The organism is Mesorhizobium sp. M0904, from assembly GCF_040319475.1.
Classification (GTDB): Bacteria; Pseudomonadota; Alphaproteobacteria; order Rhizobiales; family Rhizobiaceae; genus Mesorhizobium.
On sequence record NZ_JAMYOC010000006.1, the window covers coordinates 70,187 to 90,347 of the forward strand.

A 20,161-nucleotide genomic window follows, 5' to 3' on the forward strand; every position below is an offset into this window, starting at 1 on the left:
GGGACGAACCGGAGCTCGTCCCTTGCGCTTGATGTTACGCCGGCTCAGTTGGTCAGCGCGAACGTCTCCAGCTTGGCGGCATTGTCGCCATTGACCAGGACGCAATCCATCAATTGCTTTTCCTCGGCCGGAGACTTCTTGTTCTTGATGAAGTCGTTGGCCTGCTCGACCGCCATCTGTGCCTGCGCGAAGGCCGGCTGCAGGACCGTCGCCTTGATGCCGCCGGAGGTTATCGAGTCGCGCACGTCGTTCGACCCGTCGAAGCCGACGACGATCACGTCCTTGCGGCCGGCAGCGGCAAGTGCCGCATAGGCGCCCATCGCCATCGTGTCGTTGCCGGAGATCACGCCCTTGATATCGGGATTGGCCTGGAGGATCGATTCCATCTTTGAATAGGCCTCGGTCTGGCTCCAGTTTGCCGACTGCTGCGCCACCATCTTCAGGTCCGGATAGTCGTCGATGACGTCGTGGTAACCCTTGGAGCGGATGCCGGCATTGGTGTCGGATTCCTTACCGACGAGCTCGACGAAATTACCCTTCTCGCCCATCAGCTTGACGAATTCCTGCGCGCCGAGCTGGGCGCCCTGATAATTGTTGGAGACGATCTGCGCGACGGCAACGCCGGTGGCATTGATCTCGCGATCGATCAGGAAGGAAGGAACGCCTGCGTCCTTGGCCTTCTGCACCGCAGCGACTGTGGCGTCGGCGCCGGCATTGTCGAGGATGATCGCCTTGGCGCCGCGGCCGATCGCCGTATCGATCAATTCGGACTGCTTGTTGGCGTCGTCGTCATGGACGAGCACCAACGCCTCGTAGCCGAGTTCCTTGGCCTTGGCCTCCGCGCCGACAGCTTCCGCCTTGAAGAACGGATTGTCATGCGAGGGCGTGATGATGGCGATCAAATCCGCCGCATAGGCGGGTGCGGCGGTGCCAAGCGCCAGCACGCCGGCGAAAGCCGCAAGCGTCATTCTGCGTGTCAGTTTCATGTATTCCTCCCGTTGAAAATCCGCGCCTTGTCCCAAGGCTATATGCATTCGATTTCGCTAGCCGGCCGTAGGTGGCGGGTCGCGTCAGATTCACAAGCCTTTGCTGGCTTCACTTCGACGGATCGCTTCCCATTAACCCCACTCATCTGGCCCCTGAGCCTGCTGCGAAGCTTGACGGTCCGATCCATCGAACAGCTAAGGCAACTGGTATAATGAGTCAATGACAATTTCAGGTGATATGTTCCGAAAGACCCGTCGCTGCCCTCAAGTGATGCGCTGGATGCTCGCGGCAATCTCCTCCGGCTCGAACACCCGTTTCCAGTCGTCGCGCATCAGAACCGGCTTGCCGAACTCTATCGCCTTGTTGCAGGCGTCGGAGAACACGCCTTTGGTCTCGCCGAAGATGACGGCGCCAAGCACGTTCATATGACCAAGCAGGAAGTCGAGCGCCGCCTGCTTGTCGACCCCGCGCGCCACCACCTCGTCAACCGCCTCTTTCATGACGACGAGCAGCGAAGCGCATACCGTTTCCGAAAGGCCGGGCTCGAGCAGGGCCATCTGATCGACAGTGACGCGATGGGAGCGCATGACCGGCGCCCAGATGATCTTTGCGATCGCCTCACCCTTGGCGAAATCCTCCTCCGGTCCCTGCATCAAGGCGCTGACCATATGCTGCTTGGCCTTGACGCCGCCGAAATAGTCCTTCTTGGCCGCCATGTCGGTCTCATCGTTGAAGATCGGCGGATGACAGGGGTGGGTGACGAAATAGGTCAGATCCGGCCGCTTCGGCAAATGCCCGGCGAAAGGTGCCGCGGCGTCGAGCACGACGACCATCGTGCCTGACGCAAGCTTGCTCTCGATACTCGCCGCAACCTTGCCGATGTGCGTGTCCGGCACCGCCAGGATCACCACATCGGCGCAATCAAGCGCCTCATCGGCGCTGATGGCATCGATGCCGAGGCCCGACTTCAACCGCTCGCGGCCGGCGTCGCTGACCTCGACATGGCGTATCGTATACGAAGATCCACGAAAATTGGTCGCCAGACGGTAACCCATTTTGCCGCCCGCACCAAACAGCACAATCGTTGTCATATGTCCGTTACTCCTGAATTCCAACGACGGCCCTACCGATCGTCATCCCATTGACTTGTATGCACATTGCCGCCGGCTGGCGGATAAAAACGCGGGGAAGCCGCCGCTCAAATGACGATGCCTGGACGATGTCTCGGGCGCCCGGATGTCCAGCGCAGCCACGCGGAGCATGCTACCTCAGGTACACATTATACCAGCATACCAAATTCGCAAGCGGCCGCGGCACTGCTCTGACCATTTGTTTGGCCGTCGTTTACCTCCTGTTCAACGGCAAAGAGCGATCATCGCGCTGAACCGCGGATCGGCGGGATGATTCGCAGCCAACAAAAGGCCCATGCTCGAAATTTCACTCTACAGCCCGGTCAAGGCCTTCCTCGAAGGCCTGGGATTTATGGTCAAGGGCGAGATCGGCGGCTGCGACTTGCTGGCGCTGAGTGCCGACTCTCCACCGATCGTCGTCATCTGCGAGCTGAAGCTGAAGTTCAATCTCGAGCTCATCCTCCAGGGCGTCGACCGTATGGCGGCGAGCGACGAGGTCTGGCTCGCGGCATGCATGTCGGCCCGTGGCAAGGGCCGCGAGAGCGATGTGAGATACCGCAATCTCTGCCGTCGGCTCGGCTTTGGCCTGCTTGGTGTGCGACCGAATGGCGAGGTTCAGGTGCTGCTCAGCCCGACGGCATTGGCTCCGCGTCGGGATCCCCGGCGCCGCTCGAAACTAATCGACGAACATCGGCGTCGGCAGGGCGATCCTGTCGCCGGCGGCGGCTCACGTGCGCCGATCATGACCGCTTATCGCCAGCAGGCACTGGCATGCGCCGCAGCACTCGCCGACGGCCCAAAACGGCCGCGTGACTTGAAGCCCAACCTGCCGAACGCACCCAAGATTCTGCTGCACAACGTGTATCGCTGGTTCGCGCGCACCGATCGCGGGATCTACGAACTGACCGCTCAGGGCCGTGAAGCCTTGCAGCGCTGGCCGCAGCCCGATCGCAGCCACGCCGCTGCCTGAGACAGGCAACGCCGGATTTCGCGCCCTGCTCTCCGCGACAATCACGGCTTTCGGCCAGACAGCACTCAGTACAGACAGCACCTCAGTCACGGAACCATATTTCGACACGATGGTTTTGTCGTCACCGAATTGATCGTCCGCTGAGCAAACGGAAGGAACGGCCATGCGCCTATCGACGACAATTGCCACACTTTCGGCACTGGCCCTTGCCTCGCCGGTCTATGCGCAATCCGTGGGACCAGAGCTTGCCCCTGTGCCGCCGACGGCGCCGCAAACCTTGCCAGAGCAAGCCACGCCCCAAGGGACCACTCCCGACCAGGCTACACCGGACGATCCCTTCTCCGCCCAGAATTTCACCGCAGTGACAATCGTGGCGATGGAGGATCTGCCTCCTGACATCAAGGCACAGGCGGAGGCCGTCGTCACCCAGACCAGCGCCGAGGATTTGCGCATCCTGCAAAGTTCGATCGACGCATCGCCGCAGGCGGCATCGGCACTGGCGGCGAACGGGCTTAATTCCACGCAGGTCGTGGCGGCCAATATTGACGGCGACGGCACGCTGACGCTGATCATCCAGACGACGACGTGAGCGGCTGAAAGCGGACAAGCCGGCTCCGGCACGGAACCAAAGCCCGCCTGATCGCGGAGGACTGTCATGGTCGAGGCTGCAGTTCGCAACTTCACCATCAATTTCGGGCCACAACATCCCTCCGCTCACGGCGTCCTGCGGCTGGTGCTCGAACTCGACGGCGAGATCGTGGAACGCGCCGATCCCCATATCGGCCTGCTGCATCGCGGCACCGAAAAGCTCATCGAGTACAAGAACTACCTGCAGGCCTTGCCCTATTTCGACCGGCTCGACTACGTCGCGCCGATGAACCAGGAGCATGCATTCTGTCTCGCCGCCGAGAAGCTCCTCGAAATATCGGTTCCGAAACGCGGACAGCTCATTCGCGTGCTTTTCTGCGAAATAGGCCGGCTGTTATCGCACCTCCTCAACGTCACCACGCAAGCCATGGACATCGGCGCGCTGACGCCGCCGCTCTGGGGTTTCGCCGAGCGCGAGAAGCTGATGGTCTTTTATGAGCGCGCGTCCGGCGCCCGCATGCACGCGAATTATTTCAGGGTCGGCGGCGTGCATCAGGATCTGCCGCCGGAACTCCTCGACGACATCTGGAGGTTCTGCGATCCCTTCCTCAAGGTCTGCGACAATCTCGAAGAGCTGTTGACCGAGAACCGCATCTTCAAGCAGCGCAATGTCGATGTCGGCGTGATCGGCCTCGATGATGCCTGGGCCTGGGGCTTTTCCGGCGTGATGGTGCGCGGATCGGGCGCCTCATGGGATCTGCGCAAGGCGCAGCCATACGAATGCTATTCGGAGATGGATTTCGATATCCCAGTCGGCAAGCATGGCGACTGCTACGACCGCTATCTCGTACGCATGGAGGAAATGCGCCAGTCGGTGCGGATCATGCGGCAATGCCTGGAAAAGTTGCGCTCACCCGACGGCCAGGGACCGGTCGCGATCCCGAACCACAAGATCACGCCGCCGCCGCGTGCCACGATGAAGCGCTCGATGGAAGCGACGATCCACCACTTCAAACTCTACACCGAAGGCATTCGCGTGCCGAGCGGTGAAGTCTATGCCGCCGTCGAGGCGCCGAAGGGCGAGTTCGGCGTCTACCTCGTGTCGGACGGAGGCAATGTTCCCTACCGATGCAAGATCCGCGCACCTTCGTTCGCCCACCTGCAGGCGATGGATTTCCTGTCCCGAGGCCATATGATCGCCGATGTTGCCGCGATCATCGGCTCGCTCGACATCGTGTTCGGAGAAATCGATCGTTAGCCACGTCGAAGGGTCGCGGGTCCATCCTAGCCAGATCGCACCTGCCTCGACTGCGCTCGAACGCCGGTCGGACGACGGCTCTCACTTGCGGCGGGCCAACTCAAATTCTCGCATCAAAACGGACGCATGGCCGCGACAAGGCGCAGCCAAGCGTCGAGGACTTTCACAATCTGCGCGGCCCGACGTGGCACGTGCCCTTCCAAGTTCGGAAGCGCTCTCCACGGCGCGGAAAGAACGCGTGTTCCGCCGTTCCTCGTACCGCGTCAATGCGCGATCAATCCCTTCAACCAGGCAACAAATCTGTTGCCGCGGACTATCCCGCGCACCCTGGCAGCGGCCCATCGCGCTTGCATCGTAGCACCGACATGGCAATGGCAAACGATTTGGTGCAACTGCCGGTCGCTCAGTTCGAAGAAGCGCTTTGCCTCACCGTAGGTATCGTCCTTCAGCCCCATGGCACGCAGAACCGGATCCTCGAAGGCGACGGTGAGCGGCGTTCCAGCACCACGCGATCTGTCGCGCGCTTCCCTGTTCATATATTCGGTGCCTGGAAGCGCCCCAAGGCATCGCGTCGGATTTTGTTCGAGAAGTTCCGCCCAACGTTCAATCCGCTGGTTTCGAGTCATCGCCGGATACGCCGCGAAGGACTCAACTTCCGCGACGGCTTGCAGTTGGTCGAGTGTTTGATGTTTCATGGTCGGCTCCTGTCGACAGGTGAATTTGCCCACGCCTTTATGAGCAATTATCGCGCCGTGGAGCGCTGACAAGGCCGGACCGCCGCAACATGAAGCATATGAATCACCTACCCGGTGAATCGGCGCTCTAGTTCGAACGCGCCGGCACCGCTCGGTGGGGTTCGATGTCGACCCGTTAACCGGACCACCCCATTCCGGACAGGAACTTTTGCGGAGGCTTGCCGTTTGGCTTTGCGTCCGCTTCGGCGGCTGCAATATCAGTCTTGAAAGCAATTCCGTTGGACACGAAGCCTCAAAGCGTCGAACGAGACGTCGAGCCTGTAAATGAAACTCGGGAGCAACCGGCCCGGGTGCGAGAATCTCGTGGGCGATCGGCACAGCCCCGGCAGGAAAAGCCCGACGGGAATGCCTCGCAGCGAAAGGCCGGTCTGCTCGGCTTTCCCAGGCGCCATCCCTATGCGGCCGCAGCGATAGCACTTGCGCTGTTGCTGGGCGCGGCAGGCATCGCGATCTGGTGGCTGAACGCTCGCCAGTACGAATCGACCGACGACGCCTTCATAGACGCGCGCACGGTGACGATCGGCGCGCAAATAGCCGGCCGCGTTACCGAGCTGGCGGTTACCGACAATCAGCATGTACAGGCCGGCGATGTCCTCCTGCGTATCGATGACAGCGACTATCAGGCAAACCTGAAGCAGGCCGATGCCGGCGTCGCTGCGGCCGAGGCCGCAATCGTCAATGTCACCGCCCAGATCGAGGCTCAAAACGCGAAGGTGAACGCTGCCCAGAGGCAGGTTGCCCAGGCCAAGGCAGCGCTGGATTTCGCCAAGGCCGAGGATCAACGCAACCGCGAACTCCTGGCAAGGGGCACGGCAACGCAGCAGCAGGCGCAGCAGGCGGCATCGACGTTGCGTCAGGACCAGGCCGCGCTGGACAGCGCCGAGGCCAATGTCGCCTCGGCAAAAAGCCAGGTTTCGGTCTTGCAGGCACAGGCCAGGAGCGCCGAGGCGCAGCTCAAGCAGGCCAAGGCCAGCCAGGAGCAAGCCCGCACGACGCTGTCGCGCACGACTATCACAGCACCCGCAGCCGGGCGCGCAACGAGCATTTCCGCCGCGAACGGCACCTACGCCCAACCCGGCCAGGTATTGATGATGTTCGTTCCCGACGAGGTCTGGGTGAAGGCCAACTTCAAGGAGACGCAGCTCGATCTGATGCGGCAGGGACAGCCGGTCGACATCGACATCGACGCCTACCCGCACAAGTCCTTCCATGGCCGCGTCGACAGCATCCAGGCCGGCAGCGGCACCGCCTTCAGCCTCCTGCCGGCTGAAAATGCCACCGGCAATTACGTCAAGGTGGTGCAGCGCGTGCCGGTCAAGATCGTCTTCGACAAGCCGCCGGATGTGCTTCTCGGTCCAGGTCTGTCGGTGGTGCCGACGGTCAAGGTGCGATGAACGGCGAAACCGCCAGAAATCAGGGCGAAAGCCGATCCGCCGCCGGGACGCACAATCCCTGGCTTATCGCCGTCGCCGTCTCCATCGCCACTTTCATGCTGGTGCTGGACACCTCGATCGCCAATGTAGCCCTGCGCAATATCGCCGGCAGCCTGGCGGCCGGAATGGACGAAAGCACCTGGGTGATTACCACCTATCTCGTTGCCAACTCGGTGATCATCCCGGTCAGCGGCTGGCTGGCAAACGTCATCGGCCGCAAGCGCTACTACATGCTCTGCGTTGCGACCTTCACCGTCGCGTCGCTGCTGTGCGGACTGGCGCCCAACCTGGAACTGCTCATCCTGTTCAGGGTCCTTCAGGGACTCGGCGGCGGCGGCATGGCGCCAAGCGAGCAATCGATCCTTGCCGATACCTTCCCGCCAGAAAAGCGCTCGCAGGCCTTCGCGCTTTACGGCATTGCGGTCATCGTCGCACCGACGGTCGGGCCGACGATCGGCGGCTGGCTGACGGACCATTTCTCCTGGCACTGGATCTTCTTCATCAACGTGCCGTTCGGCATCCTGTCGCTGGCGCTGGTGCAGTGGCTGTTGGTCGAACCGGACGTACTCGAACGCGAACGCAAGGAACGGCTGAAAGGCGGCCTGAAGATCGATGGGGTCGGTTTCGTCCTGGTCGCGATAGCCTTGGGGTGCCTGGAGATCTTTCTCGACCGGGGCCAGCGCTACGATTGGTTCGACTCGAATTTCATCACCACTTTCGCAGTGATTTCCGCGATCGCGTTCCTGCTGCTTATCCCATGGGAAATCAGTCGCAGCGATCCGGTCGTCGACATGCGCCTATTATTCACGCGCCAGTTCGGCACGGCGTTCCTGGTCATGATGGCGGTCGGTGCTATCCTGTTCAGCACCACCCAGATCGTGCCGCAGCTGCAGCAGACGACATTTGCCTACACCGCGACGCTCTCGGGCCTTTCGATGATGCCGGGCGGCATCGCCATGCTGATCTTGATGCCGGTGTCCGGATTTGTAGGCAGCATCGTGCAGCCCAAATATCTGATCATGATGGGCATGTCGGTGGTCGCAGTGGCCCTTTGGCATATGACCGCGCTTACTCCGGACGCCAGCTTCCGCTTCTTTGCCTTTGCCCGTGTTTTCCTGATGGTCGGGCTGCCGTTCCTGTTCATTCCCATTTCAACCGCGGCCTATGTCGGCCTGCCCCCGCAGAAGACCAACCAGGCATCGGCGCTGATCAACGTTGCACGCAATATCGGCGGCAGCATCGGCGTCTCGCTGTCCAACACCGTCATTTCGCAAAGCTCCCAGATCCATCAATCGAATCTGGTCGGCCACACCGTGCAATCGTCGCCCGCCTATCAGCAGGCGCTTCGGCAGGCGACTGAGCATTTCGTCGCCCAGGGTTCGCCGATGGTCGAGGCGAAGCAGCAGGCGATCGGCTGGCTTGGTCAGTTGATCGCCCGCCAGGCAACGCTGCTCGCCTATGTCGATGTCTTCCGCTACTGCGCGGTGGCAACCGCCCTGCTGGTTCCGCTGGCGCTGCTGCTGCGGTCAAGCAAGTCGGGTGGCAGCCAGCCGAATCCCGAAATGGGCTGACCGGCAAGTGCGACGGTGTGGTTTTCCAAAAACGCGCAAGCCGGGAACCAGCCGACCCGCTGCGTTGTTCTGCGCCAAGAGGAGATGATTACGATGGCCACTATTCCCACACCCGAGCCGATACCGACGCCGGTGCCACCGCCTCCCATTCCCGATCCCAAGCCCGTGCGTGAGCCGGACCCCGACAGGCTCCCCGACGAGGACCCCGTTCCCAACCCGGATGAAAACGACATTCCACCGAAGCGGACGGCTTTTAGCCGGCAATTGCCGTGATCGTTCTGCAGTGTGTACTGCGATTGCCTGCGCCAGTGGCGCCGCCTGTCAGATTTCGAGCATGGCGTAGGGGCGGCCGGTCGGCTTGGCGACATGCATGGCAACGTTATAGACCGACGCCCCGCCCGGCGTGCGGCCCTCGTAAGCGCCGCGATGCGCATGACCATGCACAACCGCGCTGACCTGGAACCGGTCTATCGTCTCGGCCAGACGTGACGAACCGAGAAACGGGAAGATCTCCAGCGGCTCGCCTTCGACCGTCTCGACGACAGGCGCGTAGTGCAGAACGACCAGCGTGCGTTTGGCGCGGACCTGCCGCATCGCGTTTTCAAGCCGCATCGCTTCGTTCACGCTTTCCGCCACCATCGACTTGATGGCCGGTTCGCCGAAGGAGCCGAGCATGCGCGACCCGAAACCACCAACGAAACCCTTGACCCCCACGAACCCGACCTCGTGAATCTCCGTCGCCTCGCCGTCGAGGAGGTGAACGCCCGCCTGGCGCAGAATATCGGTAACCTGCTCGACGGCGCCCGACTCATAGTCGTGGTTGCCAAGCACGGCGACGACCGGGATCGTGCAGGCACGCAGTTCCTCGGCAAGGATTTCGGCCTCCCTAGGCTTGCCGAGATTGGTAAGGTCGCCCGTCAGCACGAGAACCTGGGCTTCACGCGACATCTCGCCGAAAAGGTCGCGGTACGAGGCCTGGTCCTCCTTGCCGACATGCAGATCGCCGATGGCGGCGACCTTGAGAGTGCCGCCATTTTCCGCCTTTGCCGAAGCAGATTCGAGCCCGTCAGCCATCGCTATATTCTCCTTCACCGCCGACGTCGGCAAAGCCCCATTGCTTGACGTCGATCTCATAGTCGGTTCGTGAAAGCATGCGCCCGCGGCAGATCCGCATCCGGGAAGGCGGCAATTCGCGCTGCTTGGCCAGCCGGTCAAGCAGTTCGTCGAGCAGCCACGCGGGCACCCGGTCGCGCTCCGTCGGATAGATCCATCGGAAGTTCAAGAGATGCATCAGCAGAACTTCCCAATGGACTTCCATGTAGGAAAGCAGCCTTTGCCAGTCGATCTGGTCGTGCGCCTTGAGGATGGTATGCGCGACGTCGGCCCCATCGTGGCGGCCGCGATCCTGGATGAAGCATTTGGACCAGATGAGCTCGGTTGGGCCGATGATCCGCACCTGGCTGCCCAGCAATTCGGCTTGGCGAGCATGCTCCAGCCACTGGTCGTCGACAGGCATTGTGCCGTTCATCGAGGTGAAGATGACGTCGAAAAAATGCGTGCCCTTGAACACTTTGCCCAGCCACCGGTCGTCCTCGACCACGACGGCGTAGCCGATCTGCTTGAAATGGGCGAGGATGCGCGCGCAGTCGCCGGCCTTGCAGAAAATGTCCAGATCCTTGGTCGGGCGGGTGATCCCGGTATAAGCGCTTACGGCATAGGTGCCGGCGACGAGAAAGGGGATGCCGGTCGCGACAAGCTCGCGGATCGCTTCGATATAAAAGACCTCCGCTTCGGCGTTGCGAGGCGTCGGGGCGGCTTTTGGATCGACCGACGGAACTGATGCCGGGATGGCGCTTTTCGGTGGGGGATCGATGATCATAAGCAATGGCTCCTGGCCCGGCAGACCAGCAGCCGCCTGTATCTAATAGCCAAGCCTGCCCGATGGTTCCCGCCTGCTGCATCAGGCCGACACGCCGCCGTGGCCGGCCTTCGAAGCGGCTATGGGCGAGGTTGCGGCGGCGGCCATAAAAAGAAAAAATATGTGAGCGGCTATTTTTGGAGTCAAAATCGCAGCGCGGTCGGCCTCAAACGCGTCGAGATCGGCTCAAACGCGTCGAGGCGGAGTGGACCCCGCCATCCTCCGGTCCAGCAAGGATTGGCTTCAACATGGTTCCGGAGCTGTCGGAGGCGCTGCGCACCCGGCTTAACAGCCACTTGAGCGCCCGTAGCCAAACCGACTCTGTTTTTCGGAACGCTGCAGGCGGCGTGGCGAAAAGCCCATTCTCCATTTTGTAATTCCTCACTGTCTCAGTCCAATCAGCGTTCTTCAACGAGCAAAACTGGTGGTGGTTCCGCCTCGCCGTCGGGGAATGCGGGCTGGCCAGGCGAAGCCACCATTATGGGTTCAAGCAGGCTAGTCTCGCGCGGCAAGATCAGCGCCTCGCGAGATCGCATCCTCGGCGACCAAGTCGCGTAATTGCTAGCCGGCGGGATTCAGCTCGTATCCTGATGTGCCGGCTCTGGACACGGTCCGCGAAGGCTGAAATTGTGACCGGTATTTCCAGTTGCAAATTTGGTTGGGCTCGGCGGGATGGCGCTGGTTTCTGAAGATATTGCCAGCCATCCGGCATTGCGTCGGCACGTCCAGGCTCAGTCGCGGGCGCTGCTCCAGACCTATGAAGCGAACCCGCGGCTGGCTTCGGTGTTCGCCACGCAACAACGCTGGCTGATGGCCCATATCGGCCTTGCCTTGTATTTCGATCGAGAGCCGGACGACCATCGCAAGGGACTTACGTCCGCACGGTTCATGGACGGAATCCGCCGGCATTCGGTGGCCAGCCGCAACACCGCCGATGCCTTCCTGAAGGAGATGCTGCATTACGGTTTCATCCGGCATCTGCCGATTAAATACGGGCGCATCCGCCCCTTTGAGCCGGTCGCGGGCACTCTGGAGACGGTTGCCGGCTGGGTCATGGCTCATCTGAAAACGCTGGACAGCCTGGACGGTGGATCTCGACTGGCTGCATTCGTCGCACAACCGGACGTGCTCGCCAAACTGCAGCCGCTGGTGGCCGACGGCCTGCTTTCGTCGCATGCCGTGCGCGAGCCAAGACAGACTTTTTCCTTGTTCACCTGGCTCGACAATGGCGGCATCGTGATGGATTGGCTGATGTCCGGCGTCGATCCCGATCATGCCGACCTGGACCGAATTCCGACCGGTGTCGTCTCAATCGGAGATTTCGCGAACTGGCTCAAGCTTTCCCGGACCCACCTTTCACGCAAATTGCGCGATGCGGAGGAACTCGGCAGCATCGGCTGGCTGGGCCAGCGCGGTCATTCGGTCATGTGGGTGTCGAGCGAGTTCTATCAGGAATACATGACCGCCCAGGCGGTCAAGCTCGCCATCATCGATTCAGCCTTCGACAATTGTGTTGTAACTCCCGACGCCAGCTGAACCGCAAGCCGAACGCCGTCGTGGCGGCCTTGGCGCCGCCGCGACGGAGGTCTGGCATTTCAATCGATGTCGAACGACACGCCCTGCGCAAGCGGCAGCGCCTTGGAATAGTTCACCGTATTGGTAGCGCGCCGCATATAGGCCTTCCAGGCATCGGAACCGCTCTCGCGGCCGCCGCCGGTTTCCTTCTCGCCACCGAAGGCGCCGCCGATCTCGGCCCCTGACGTGCCTATATTGACGTTGGCGATGCCGCAGTCCGATCCGTCGACGCTAAGAAAGCGCTCGGATTCCTGCAGGTCGCGGGTAAAGATCGACGATGACAGCCCCGCTCCCACCGCATTGTGTTCTTCTAGCACGGCGTCGAAGTCCGAATATTTCATCACGTAGAGGATGGGCGCGAAGGTCTCCTCCGTCACTGGCGAAACCTGCCGCGGCATTTCGACCAGCGCCGGACGCACATAGTAGGCCTCGGGATGGCCGTTCTCGACCCGCATTCCGCCGGTTATCTTACCGCCATGCGAAGCCGCCTCCTCCAGCGCCTTCTGCATATTCTTGTAGGCAGCCTTATCGATCAGCGGGCCGACCAGAGCGCTTGTCTCCAGCGGATTGCCGACCGAGACGCTTCCATAGGCCTTCTTCAGGCGCGGAACGAGCTGGTCGTAGACGCTCTCATGCACGAACAGGCGCCTGAGCGTCGTGCAGCGCTGGCCGGCCGTGCCCATGGCGCCGAAGGCGATTGCGCGGAGCGCCATGTCGAGATCGGCCGTCGGGCAGACGATGCCGGCATTGTTGCCGCCGAGCTCCAGCACGGCACGGGCAAAGCGCTTCGCCAGCCGTGGTCCGACGTCCCTGCCCATGCGCGTCGAGCCGGTCGCCGAGACCAGCGGCACCTTGGGATGATCGACCAGGATCTCGCCGACGGCGCGATCGCCGATCAGAACCGGCGCCAGCCCCTTCGGCGCATCGCCGAAACGCTCTGCTGCACGCTTGAAGATCGCTTCGCAGGCGAGCGCCGTCAGCGGTGTCTTCTCGGACGGCTTCCACACCACCGCGTCGCCGCAGACCAGCGCAAGTGCTGCGTTCCACGACCATACCGCGACCGGAAAGTTGAAGGCCGAGATGACCCCGACGACGCCGAGCGGATGCCAGGTTTCCATCATACGATGGCCGGGACGCTCGGTGGCGATGGTCAGGCCGTACAGTTGCCGGGAAAGACCGACGGCGAAATCGCAGATGTCGATCATCTCCTGCACTTCGCCAAGACCCTCGGATGGGATCTTGCCGACTTCGATCGATACCAACCGGCCAAGCTCGGCCTTGTGTGTGCGCAATTCCTCGCCGAGCAGCCGTACCAGTTCTCCACGCTTGGGAGCTGGCACCTGCCGCCACGCCAGGAAAGCTTTGTAGGCATTGTCGATGGTCGTCGCCGCATCGGCCGGCGAGATGGTCTTCAGCGCGGCGATCTGCTCGCCGGTCACCGGGCTGCGGACGATGAGGTCGCCGCCCGTGAGCGCGCCTTCGGCAACGCCCAGTTTCGCCAGAAGCCCGGCCGTTTCCTTCGCAATCGTCATTTTCATCCCTTTCAGATCCCGTCGCTCATATGGCGTCGGTCCAAGCCTGGCGCCATACCCGCCCCCTGCCGGTTGGCACACCAGGCGCTGTCATGGCGTGGCATTACTCGTTTCAGGGAAAAATCGCCACCCCGGCATGGTCTAAGCAAAGGTCAGACCGTTGAACCAGGCGAAGGCGTCGGATCAATGCGCCGTTTGCTTGGCGCCTTCTTTCATCAGCCGGTCGATATGCATGCGGATATGCGCGGCCTCGGCGGCGGTATTGGCAAGCGCGATGGCGCGGTCGAAAGCGACGCGCGCCTCCTCGCCGCGGTCAAGCTGCATCAGCAGTCCGCCCTTGAGGCCGAAGAAATGGAAATAGCCGGAAAGCCGCCCCTCCAGCGGCTCGATCATGGCGAGTGCGGCTTCCGGTCCACGCACCTTGGAGACCGCGACGGCGCGGTTGAGCGTCACCACCGGCGACGGCTGCATCTGCTCGAGCAGGCCGTAGAGCAGGTCGATCTCGTTCCAGTCCGTATCCTCGGGCTTTTCCGCCCGCGCATGCAGTGCGGCGATCGCCGCTTGCACCTGGTACGGACCGGGCTTGCGATGGCGCAACGCCTTATCGACCAGCGCCAGGCCTTCATCGATCATCTTGCGGCTCCACAGGCTGCGGTCCTGGTCTTCGAGCAGCACGATCTCGCCGTTCTCGTCGAAGCGGGCAGGCGCGCGTGCATGTTGCAGCAGCAACAGCGCCGTCAGCCCCATGATCTCCGGCTCGGTCTGGAACAGCCTGAGCAGCAGCCGGGCCAGCCGGATCGCCTCTTCGCAAAGCGGCGCACGCGCCGATGCCTCGCCGCTGTTGCTGGAATAGCCTTCGTTGAAGATCAGGTAGACCATGGCAGCGACGGCGGCGAGCCGTTCGGAGCGCTCGACCGCTCCCGGCGTCTCGAACGGCACCCCGGCGTCGGCGATACGCGCCTTGGCGCGCGTGATACGCTGCTCCATCGCGCTCTCACCGACGAGGAAGGCGCGGGCGATCTGCTTGACCGTCAGGCCGGAGACGATGCGCAACGCCACGGCGATCTGCTGTGTGGCCGGCAGGTCTGGATGGCAGCAGATGAACAGCAGCCGCAAAATATCGTCACGGTAATGCGCCCCGTCCAGCCGCTCGGCGACGTCGCTCTCGGCATCTTCCAGGTCGGAGATCTGGTCCTCCTCCGGCAGCGGCGCCTGCTTGGCGCGCTTGCGCACCGCATCGATGCCGCTGTTGCGGCCGACGAAGATCAGCCAGGCTGCCGGATCGCGCGGCGGGCCGTTTTTCGGCCAGTTGTTCAGTGCCCTCAGGCAGGCGTCCTGGAATGCTTCCTCCGCCGCGTCGAGGTCGCGGAAGTAGCGCAGCAATGCCCCCATCACCTGCGGGCGAGCGGTGCTGATTGCCGTGCTGATCCAGGCGAGTTCGGTCATGCGGAAACCTTGGCGGGATTGAAGAGCGAGACCGGCCGGATTTCATAGGAGCCGCCGCTCGGGTTGACCTCGGAAAGCTCACGCGCGAAGTCGACCGCCTCATCGAGGTCGGCGCATTCGAGCGTGTAGAAGCCGAGGAACTGTTCCTTGGTTTCGGCAAACGGGCCGTCGATGACGATCGATTCGCCCTTGACCTTCCTCAGCGTCGTCGCCGCGGTCGTCGGCAAGAGCCGCGCCACCGGGCCAAGGCGGCCCGCCTGGGCATATTTTTCCTGCACACCCAGAAGTTTTTCCATGACGGCATCGTCCTGCTCCTTGCTCCAGGAGCAGACGACGTCTTCAGAGGCATAGCAGAGGATCGCGTAGAGCATGGTTCGTCCTTTTCTCAAAGGACGAAACACTAGGACCGATGCCGACATGGCGTCGACAAAAAAATACGCCGCGGTCCGACGTCAGCTTTCTCTCGCCTTCAGCCATCTCAAGACCAGGGCCTCCTCGTCGTCTAGCCCGGCGACCGAGCGCTTGCCTTTGTTGGCATCCGCCATTTCGTCGAGCAGCCGTCCTTCGGACCAGGCGCGGAAGACCTCCGGATGAATATAGCATTGGCGACAGACCGCGCGTGTGTTGCCAAGCCGCTCGGCAACCTTGTCGATGACATTGTTCATCACCCGCTTTTGCTGCGCCTGGCTTTCGGGACGTTCGGTTTGGGCAAACAGCGACGCGGCATGAATGGTGCCACCCCAGGTTCTGAAGTGCTTGGAACTGAACTCCGCTCCGGCGTGTTCCCTGATATAGCGGTTGACGTCGTCTGAGCGCACCGGACGCCTGTTTCCCTCCTCGTCGAGATACTGGAACAACTTCTGCCCCGGCAGGTCCTGCGCTCCACGCACGACCTTGGCAATCCGGCGATCGACAAGCTTCAATCTCCATTCCTTGCCGGATTTGCCGATGAAGGCGAAGCGCAGGCTCGAGCCCTTGATGTCGACATGGCGGTCGCGCAGCGTGGTCAACCCAAAACTCTTATTGTCGCGCGCGTAGGCGGCATTGCCGACACGGATCATCGTGTTGTCGAGCAGCCAGACGATAGCCGAAACGACGCGTTCCAGCGGCAGGCCGTGACGGCGCAAATCGACGTCGATCTGCCGCCGCAGTTCGGGCAGGCTCTCGGCGAAGGCGACCAGGCTCGAATATTTGACGCCGTCACGCTCCTCCGCCCAGTGCGGGTGATAGCGGTATTGTTTGCGTCCACGCTGGTCCCTACCGGTCGCCTGGATATGACCATCGGAATCCGGCGAGATCCAGACGTCCGTCCAGGCCGGGGGGATGGCGAGCGCCTTGATGCGTGCCAGCGCCTCCCCGTCGACAATCCGCCCGTCGGGTCCTTTGTACGAGAACCCCTTGCCCGAACGCAGCCGGCGAATACCGGGTTCAGTGTCGGTGACATAATTGAGCGAGGCCCGAACGGCCGAGGCTTGCGCGCCATTCTCCAGCGCCCCGTTCCGCGGCACCCCGTTCTTTGGTGCAGCTTTCCTCATAGCCGATCGGCCAGACGACGACTCGGATTTGTCGAGCATGTCCTCTCCACGGAATTTCCGTAGATAAGCCGCTTGCCGGCTGCGGGTTCCACCGCCTCTTGATCTCTTGGTTCCAGAACAGCCTATCGACGTCGCCGTGCAACGAAGACATGCGTCATCACGCCTTTTCGAGCACGACCGGTATGACGTCGACCGCCTGTTCGCCGACCTGCCCGCCCGTGGTTTTCAACACGCCGACGATCGGCGCCACATCGGAGTAGTCGCGGCCGTAGCCGACCGTGATATGGTCGTTGCTTGCCCGCATGCCATTGGTCGGATCGAATTCCTGCCAGCCGGCATCGCGTCCGCACCACACCTTGACCCAGGCATGCATGGCGTCGGCGCCTTCGAGCCGCGGCTTTCCGCGCGGCGGGATGGTGCGCAGGAACCCGCTGACATAGCCGGCAGGAATGCCGAGGCCGCGCAGGCCGGCGATCATGATGTGGGAAAAATCCTGGCAGACGCCGCGCTTCAGGCCGAAGGCGTCGCTGGCCCGCGTCTGCACGGTGGTCGCCTCGCCGTCATAGGTGAAATCGCGGTGAATGCGGTTGCACAGAGCCATGGCCGTGCCGACTGTCGAACTGCCGGCACTGTCTTTCGCATAGGCAGTGATTGCCGGGTCGATGCCGGCATGATCGCTGGTGGCCAGAAAGTGATGCGGCGACGCCGGCGCCAGCGAGTGCACGGCGCCGAGTTCTTCCCTCAGCCGGCGTATGTCCGGCGATACGTCGAGCCCGGGCTCCGGCCGCGACACTGAAACACGCGCGCTCATCCTGATGTCGAGCGCATCATGCGCGTCACGAAAGGCGATCGAGGTGACACTGTTGCCGAAAAAGTCGGAAAAGTCGGAGCGTTCGCTGGGCGCCGGCACAAAAGACAGTGAAGCGGCGACGACGCGCTGCACGCCAGGGATGGTCGGCGGCAGCACGCGCACCTGATGGCGGCCGCCACCGGCCGCCGCATCATAGTCGTAACGCAGGTGAAGCCTGATGTCGTAGAGCATGCTGTCTCTACCCGAAATAGGCTTTGGCGAGGCTGTTGTAGAGCCCGCCGATTTCATTGGCGAGATCGCCGAGGGCCTCGGCCGTCATGTCCGAGGGCTCCTTGATGGCGATCGACGTGTTGAGCTGCAGAATTTCCTTGGCCGCCGGCGACATATGGCCTTCAGCCCCGACGGAGGGCAGCAGCGCGATTTCGGCCTTCAGCCGTTCGAGCTGGAAAAGGATCGAGCGCGGGTTGAGCGGATCGAGCGCCAGAAGGTCGACCACCGTGCGCCGCCCCGCCTGCACCGGATATTGCCGACGGTGCGTCATGACGCTGTCGCCGATCTCCAGCATCATGTCGAGTGCGCCTTCAGGCGCCTGGGCTCTGGTCAGCCGGGCGAGCGTGCGGGCGATCTGGATGCCGCGTTCGAGCCTGCGGCCGATTTCGAGGAAACGCCAGCCGGCAAAGCGGTACATGTTCTCGTGCAGCAGGCCGGAAAACCCGGCCAGCTTGCGCAGGATCACCGTCATTGCCCTTGTCGCGTCATCGCCCGGCGCCACAGTGGCGGCAAATTGATGGATGGTCTTCGACAGATCCTTCAATGCCAGCCAGCCATCCGGCGAGAAACGGTCTCGGATCTGTCCGGCACTGTAGACGGCGCTGTCCAGGGTGCTGATGAGCCCCAATGGGATTGCCGTCTCGACGTCGATGCCGAACGGCGCGAGATGGTCCCTGATATCGGCGAGCAGCGGCATCTCGGGATCGGATGTCTCGGCCAGCCGCACATGGTAGGCGCGCAGGATGCGCACCGTGTCTTCCGACCGCTCGATATAGCGCCCAAGCCATGTCAGGTTTTCCGCCGCGCGGCTGGGCAGGCTGCCTGGCAAGGTTCGGGTAAAGCTGTCGTGCTCCTGCGGCAGCAGCGTCTCGCGCTCCACCGGCCTGTCGCTGACCACCCAGACATCCGCCGCCTGGCCGCCACGCTGCATGGCGATGGCCGTCGGGTCGAGCGAAAAGCCGACACGGGCAAAACCGCCCGGCATCACGGTCCAGCCTTCGGGCGTCCGCGCCAGATAGACGCGCAGGCTTGCCGGCCGCGGCTCCAGCCAGCCGCCGACATAGACCGGGGTGGTCGACAGCGTCACCGCTTCCTGGCCGACGAAGTCGCCGCCGTCCCGTTCGATCCGGGCGACGAGTTCGGCCCGCTCCTCGACCGACAGCGCTGACCCGAGCTTGGTCGAGCCGTCATCCTCGAAGGCGAGCCGCGTCGACAGCGCCGGACCGATCACCATGCTATCGATATTGGCGAGCACATGCTCGCGCTCCGCCTCCTGCCCGCACCACCACGTCGCCACGGTCGGCAGCAGCAGTTCCTCGTTGCGCAGGGCGCGCGAAATCTTCGGCAGGAAGGCGAGCAGCGCGCGTGTCTCCATCAGGCCGGAGCCCAGCGCGTTGACGGCCGAAACCGCCCCCTGCCGGACCGCTTCGACCAGCCCCGGCGTGCCGATCTGCGAGTCCGGCCGCAGTTCGAGCGGATCGGCGAAGGCGGCGTCGAGCCGCCGCCACAAGACGCTCACCGGCATCAGCCCCGAAACCGTGCGCACCATCAGCCTGCCGCCCGAGACGGTCAGGTCCTCGCCCTCGAGCAGCATGATGCCGAGATAGCGGGCGATATAGGCATGTTCGTAATAGGTTTCGTTCAGCGGTCCCGGCGTCAGGATGGCGACACGGCCACCGGCTTGCTTGGCCATGCCGATCAGCGCATCGCGAAAACGGCGGAAGAAGCCGGCCAGGCGGTGCACATGCATTTCGCCGTAGATGTCGGACAGCGCCCTGGTGGTGGCGACGCGGTTTTCCAGTGCGAAGCCGGCGCCAGATGGGGCCTGTGTGCGGTCGCCAAGCACCCACCAGCGGCCGTCCGGGCCACGACCGAGCTCGAAGGCGCAGAAATGCAGGAAATGGCCGCTGGCCGGCCTGGTGCCGACGACCGGCCGCAAATATTCCGGGCTGGCCGCGATCAATCCGGCCGGCAGAATGCCTTTCTCGACCAGCCGGTTCGGCCCGTAAATGTCGGCGATGGTCTCCTCGAACAGATCGGCGCGCTGGACCAGGCCGGCGCTGATCTCAGCCCATTCCTGCTCCTCGATCAGCAGCGGCACATGTGCCAGCGGCCATTCCCGCTCGTTGGCGCCGGCCTTGTCATAGACTCGGTAGTAGACGCCGGCGTCGCGGAGGTATTGGTCGGCGCGGGCGAAGCGCTGGGCAAGCTTTTCCGGCCCCAGGTCCTCCAGCGCCTCGATGAAGTGCCGCCAGGCCGGCCGCGGATTGCCCGACGCATCGACCATCTCGTCGACGACGCCGTCGATCGGCTGGTAGTGCTCCAGCAGACTGTGGGTCTGCGGCTTGCTGCGCAGCCTTTTGTGATTCCCCTTCGCCATGG

Annotated in this window: 18 protein-coding genes; 7 read left to right on the forward strand and 11 right to left on the reverse strand. The window is 62.8% G+C overall.

Annotation, left to right across the window (positions count from 1 at the left end):
* Positions 1-44: 44 nt before the first annotated feature.
* On the reverse strand, positions 45-986 hold the full coding sequence (locus NKH80_RS08450; RefSeq protein ID WP_352647513.1) for a D-ribose ABC transporter substrate-binding protein: 942 nt from the start codon (positions 984-986) through the stop codon (positions 45-47).
* Between the two features lie 264 nt (positions 987-1,250).
* The gene (locus NKH80_RS08455) at positions 1,251-2,078 is read right to left on the reverse strand and encodes a phosphogluconate dehydrogenase C-terminal domain-containing protein (protein ID WP_352990905.1); all 828 of its coding nucleotides are present in this window, start codon (positions 2,076-2,078) and stop codon (positions 1,251-1,253) included.
* Positions 2,079-2,412: 334 nt separating this feature from the next.
* Here NKH80_RS08455 and NKH80_RS08460 point away from each other — a divergent pair, with 334 nt between their 5' ends.
* From NKH80_RS08460 to NKH80_RS08470, 3 genes are all read left to right on the forward strand, one after another.
* Positions 2,413-3,087, forward strand: coding sequence for a DUF2161 domain-containing phosphodiesterase (locus tag NKH80_RS08460; protein WP_352990908.1), 675 nt, complete (start codon positions 2,413-2,415; stop codon positions 3,085-3,087).
* Positions 3,088-3,250: 163 nt separating this feature from the next.
* The gene (locus tag NKH80_RS08465) at positions 3,251-3,676 is read left to right on the forward strand and encodes a hypothetical protein (RefSeq protein ID WP_352990911.1); all 426 of its coding nucleotides are present in this window, start codon (positions 3,251-3,253) and stop codon (positions 3,674-3,676) included.
* Positions 3,677-3,742: 66 nt separating this feature from the next.
* Entirely contained in the window at positions 3,743-4,933 is a 1,191-nt protein-coding gene (locus NKH80_RS08470; protein ID WP_352990914.1) for an NADH-quinone oxidoreductase subunit D, read from the forward strand.
* 263 nt (positions 4,934-5,196) lie between these two features.
* Here the strand turns inward: NKH80_RS08470 and NKH80_RS08475 are convergent, their stop codons facing one another.
* Positions 5,197-5,628 (reverse strand): hypothetical protein, encoded by a 432-nt coding sequence (locus NKH80_RS08475; RefSeq protein WP_254817079.1) that lies wholly within the window; start codon positions 5,626-5,628, stop codon positions 5,197-5,199.
* A gap of 350 nt (positions 5,629-5,978) precedes the next feature.
* On the opposite strand from NKH80_RS08475, the gene NKH80_RS08480 reads away from it, so the two are divergent.
* From NKH80_RS08480 to NKH80_RS08490, 3 genes are all read left to right on the forward strand, one after another.
* Positions 5,979-7,082 carry an HlyD family secretion protein gene (locus tag NKH80_RS08480; protein ID WP_352990917.1) on the forward strand — a complete coding sequence of 368 codons (1,104 nt, stop codon included), beginning with the start codon at positions 5,979-5,981 and terminating at the stop codon, positions 7,080-7,082.
* A complete protein-coding gene (locus tag NKH80_RS08485; protein WP_352736960.1) occupies positions 7,079-8,692 on the forward strand; it encodes a DHA2 family efflux MFS transporter permease subunit in 1,614 nt (537 codons plus the stop codon). Before NKH80_RS08480 ends, NKH80_RS08485 begins: the two co-directional genes overlap by 4 nt.
* A gap of 93 nt (positions 8,693-8,785) precedes the next feature.
* Positions 8,786-8,965 (forward strand): hypothetical protein, encoded by a 180-nt coding sequence (locus NKH80_RS08490; protein ID WP_352736961.1) that lies wholly within the window; start codon positions 8,786-8,788, stop codon positions 8,963-8,965.
* A gap of 48 nt (positions 8,966-9,013) precedes the next feature.
* Here the strand turns inward: NKH80_RS08490 and NKH80_RS08495 are convergent, their stop codons facing one another.
* On the reverse strand, positions 9,014-9,766 hold the full coding sequence (locus NKH80_RS08495) for a metallophosphoesterase family protein (RefSeq protein WP_352478321.1): 753 nt from the start codon (positions 9,764-9,766) through the stop codon (positions 9,014-9,016).
* Complete coding sequence (locus NKH80_RS08500; protein WP_254817010.1) at positions 9,759-10,571, reverse strand: nucleotidyltransferase family protein; 813 nt, start codon at positions 10,569-10,571, stop codon at positions 9,759-9,761. The genes NKH80_RS08495 and NKH80_RS08500 overlap by 8 nt, the downstream gene beginning before the upstream one ends.
* A gap of 711 nt (positions 10,572-11,282) precedes the next feature.
* On the opposite strand from NKH80_RS08500, the gene NKH80_RS08505 reads away from it, so the two are divergent.
* Positions 11,283-12,146, forward strand: coding sequence for a hypothetical protein (locus NKH80_RS08505; RefSeq protein ID WP_352689986.1), 864 nt, complete (start codon positions 11,283-11,285; stop codon positions 12,144-12,146).
* Positions 12,147-12,205: 59 nt separating this feature from the next.
* Here NKH80_RS08505 and amaB read toward each other — a convergent pair whose 3' ends face one another.
* The 6 genes from amaB to NKH80_RS08535 all read right to left on the reverse strand — a co-directional run bounded on the left by amaB (position 12,206) and on the right by NKH80_RS08535 (position 20,159).
* Complete coding sequence (gene amaB, locus NKH80_RS08510) at positions 12,206-13,717, reverse strand: L-piperidine-6-carboxylate dehydrogenase (RefSeq protein WP_352689998.1); 1,512 nt, start codon at positions 13,715-13,717, stop codon at positions 12,206-12,208.
* Positions 13,718-13,900: 183 nt separating this feature from the next.
* Positions 13,901-15,163, reverse strand: coding sequence for an RNA polymerase sigma factor (locus tag NKH80_RS08515; RefSeq protein WP_254817008.1), 1,263 nt, complete (start codon positions 15,161-15,163; stop codon positions 13,901-13,903).
* Entirely contained in the window at positions 15,160-15,534 is a 375-nt protein-coding gene (locus NKH80_RS08520; protein WP_254817007.1) for a YciI family protein, read from the reverse strand. The genes NKH80_RS08515 and NKH80_RS08520 overlap by 4 nt, the downstream gene beginning before the upstream one ends.
* An 81-nt stretch (positions 15,535-15,615) precedes the next feature.
* The gene (locus NKH80_RS08525) at positions 15,616-16,737 is read right to left on the reverse strand and encodes a DNA topoisomerase IB (protein ID WP_352820682.1); all 1,122 of its coding nucleotides are present in this window, start codon (positions 16,735-16,737) and stop codon (positions 15,616-15,618) included.
* Between the two features lie 118 nt (positions 16,738-16,855).
* The gene (locus tag NKH80_RS08530; RefSeq protein ID WP_352689984.1) at positions 16,856-17,740 is read right to left on the reverse strand and encodes a transglutaminase family protein; all 885 of its coding nucleotides are present in this window, start codon (positions 17,738-17,740) and stop codon (positions 16,856-16,858) included.
* A 7-nt stretch (positions 17,741-17,747) separates the two neighbouring features.
* A complete protein-coding gene (locus NKH80_RS08535) occupies positions 17,748-20,159 on the reverse strand; it encodes a circularly permuted type 2 ATP-grasp protein (protein WP_352689983.1) in 2,412 nt (803 codons plus the stop codon).
* Positions 20,160-20,161 lie beyond the last annotated feature (2 nt).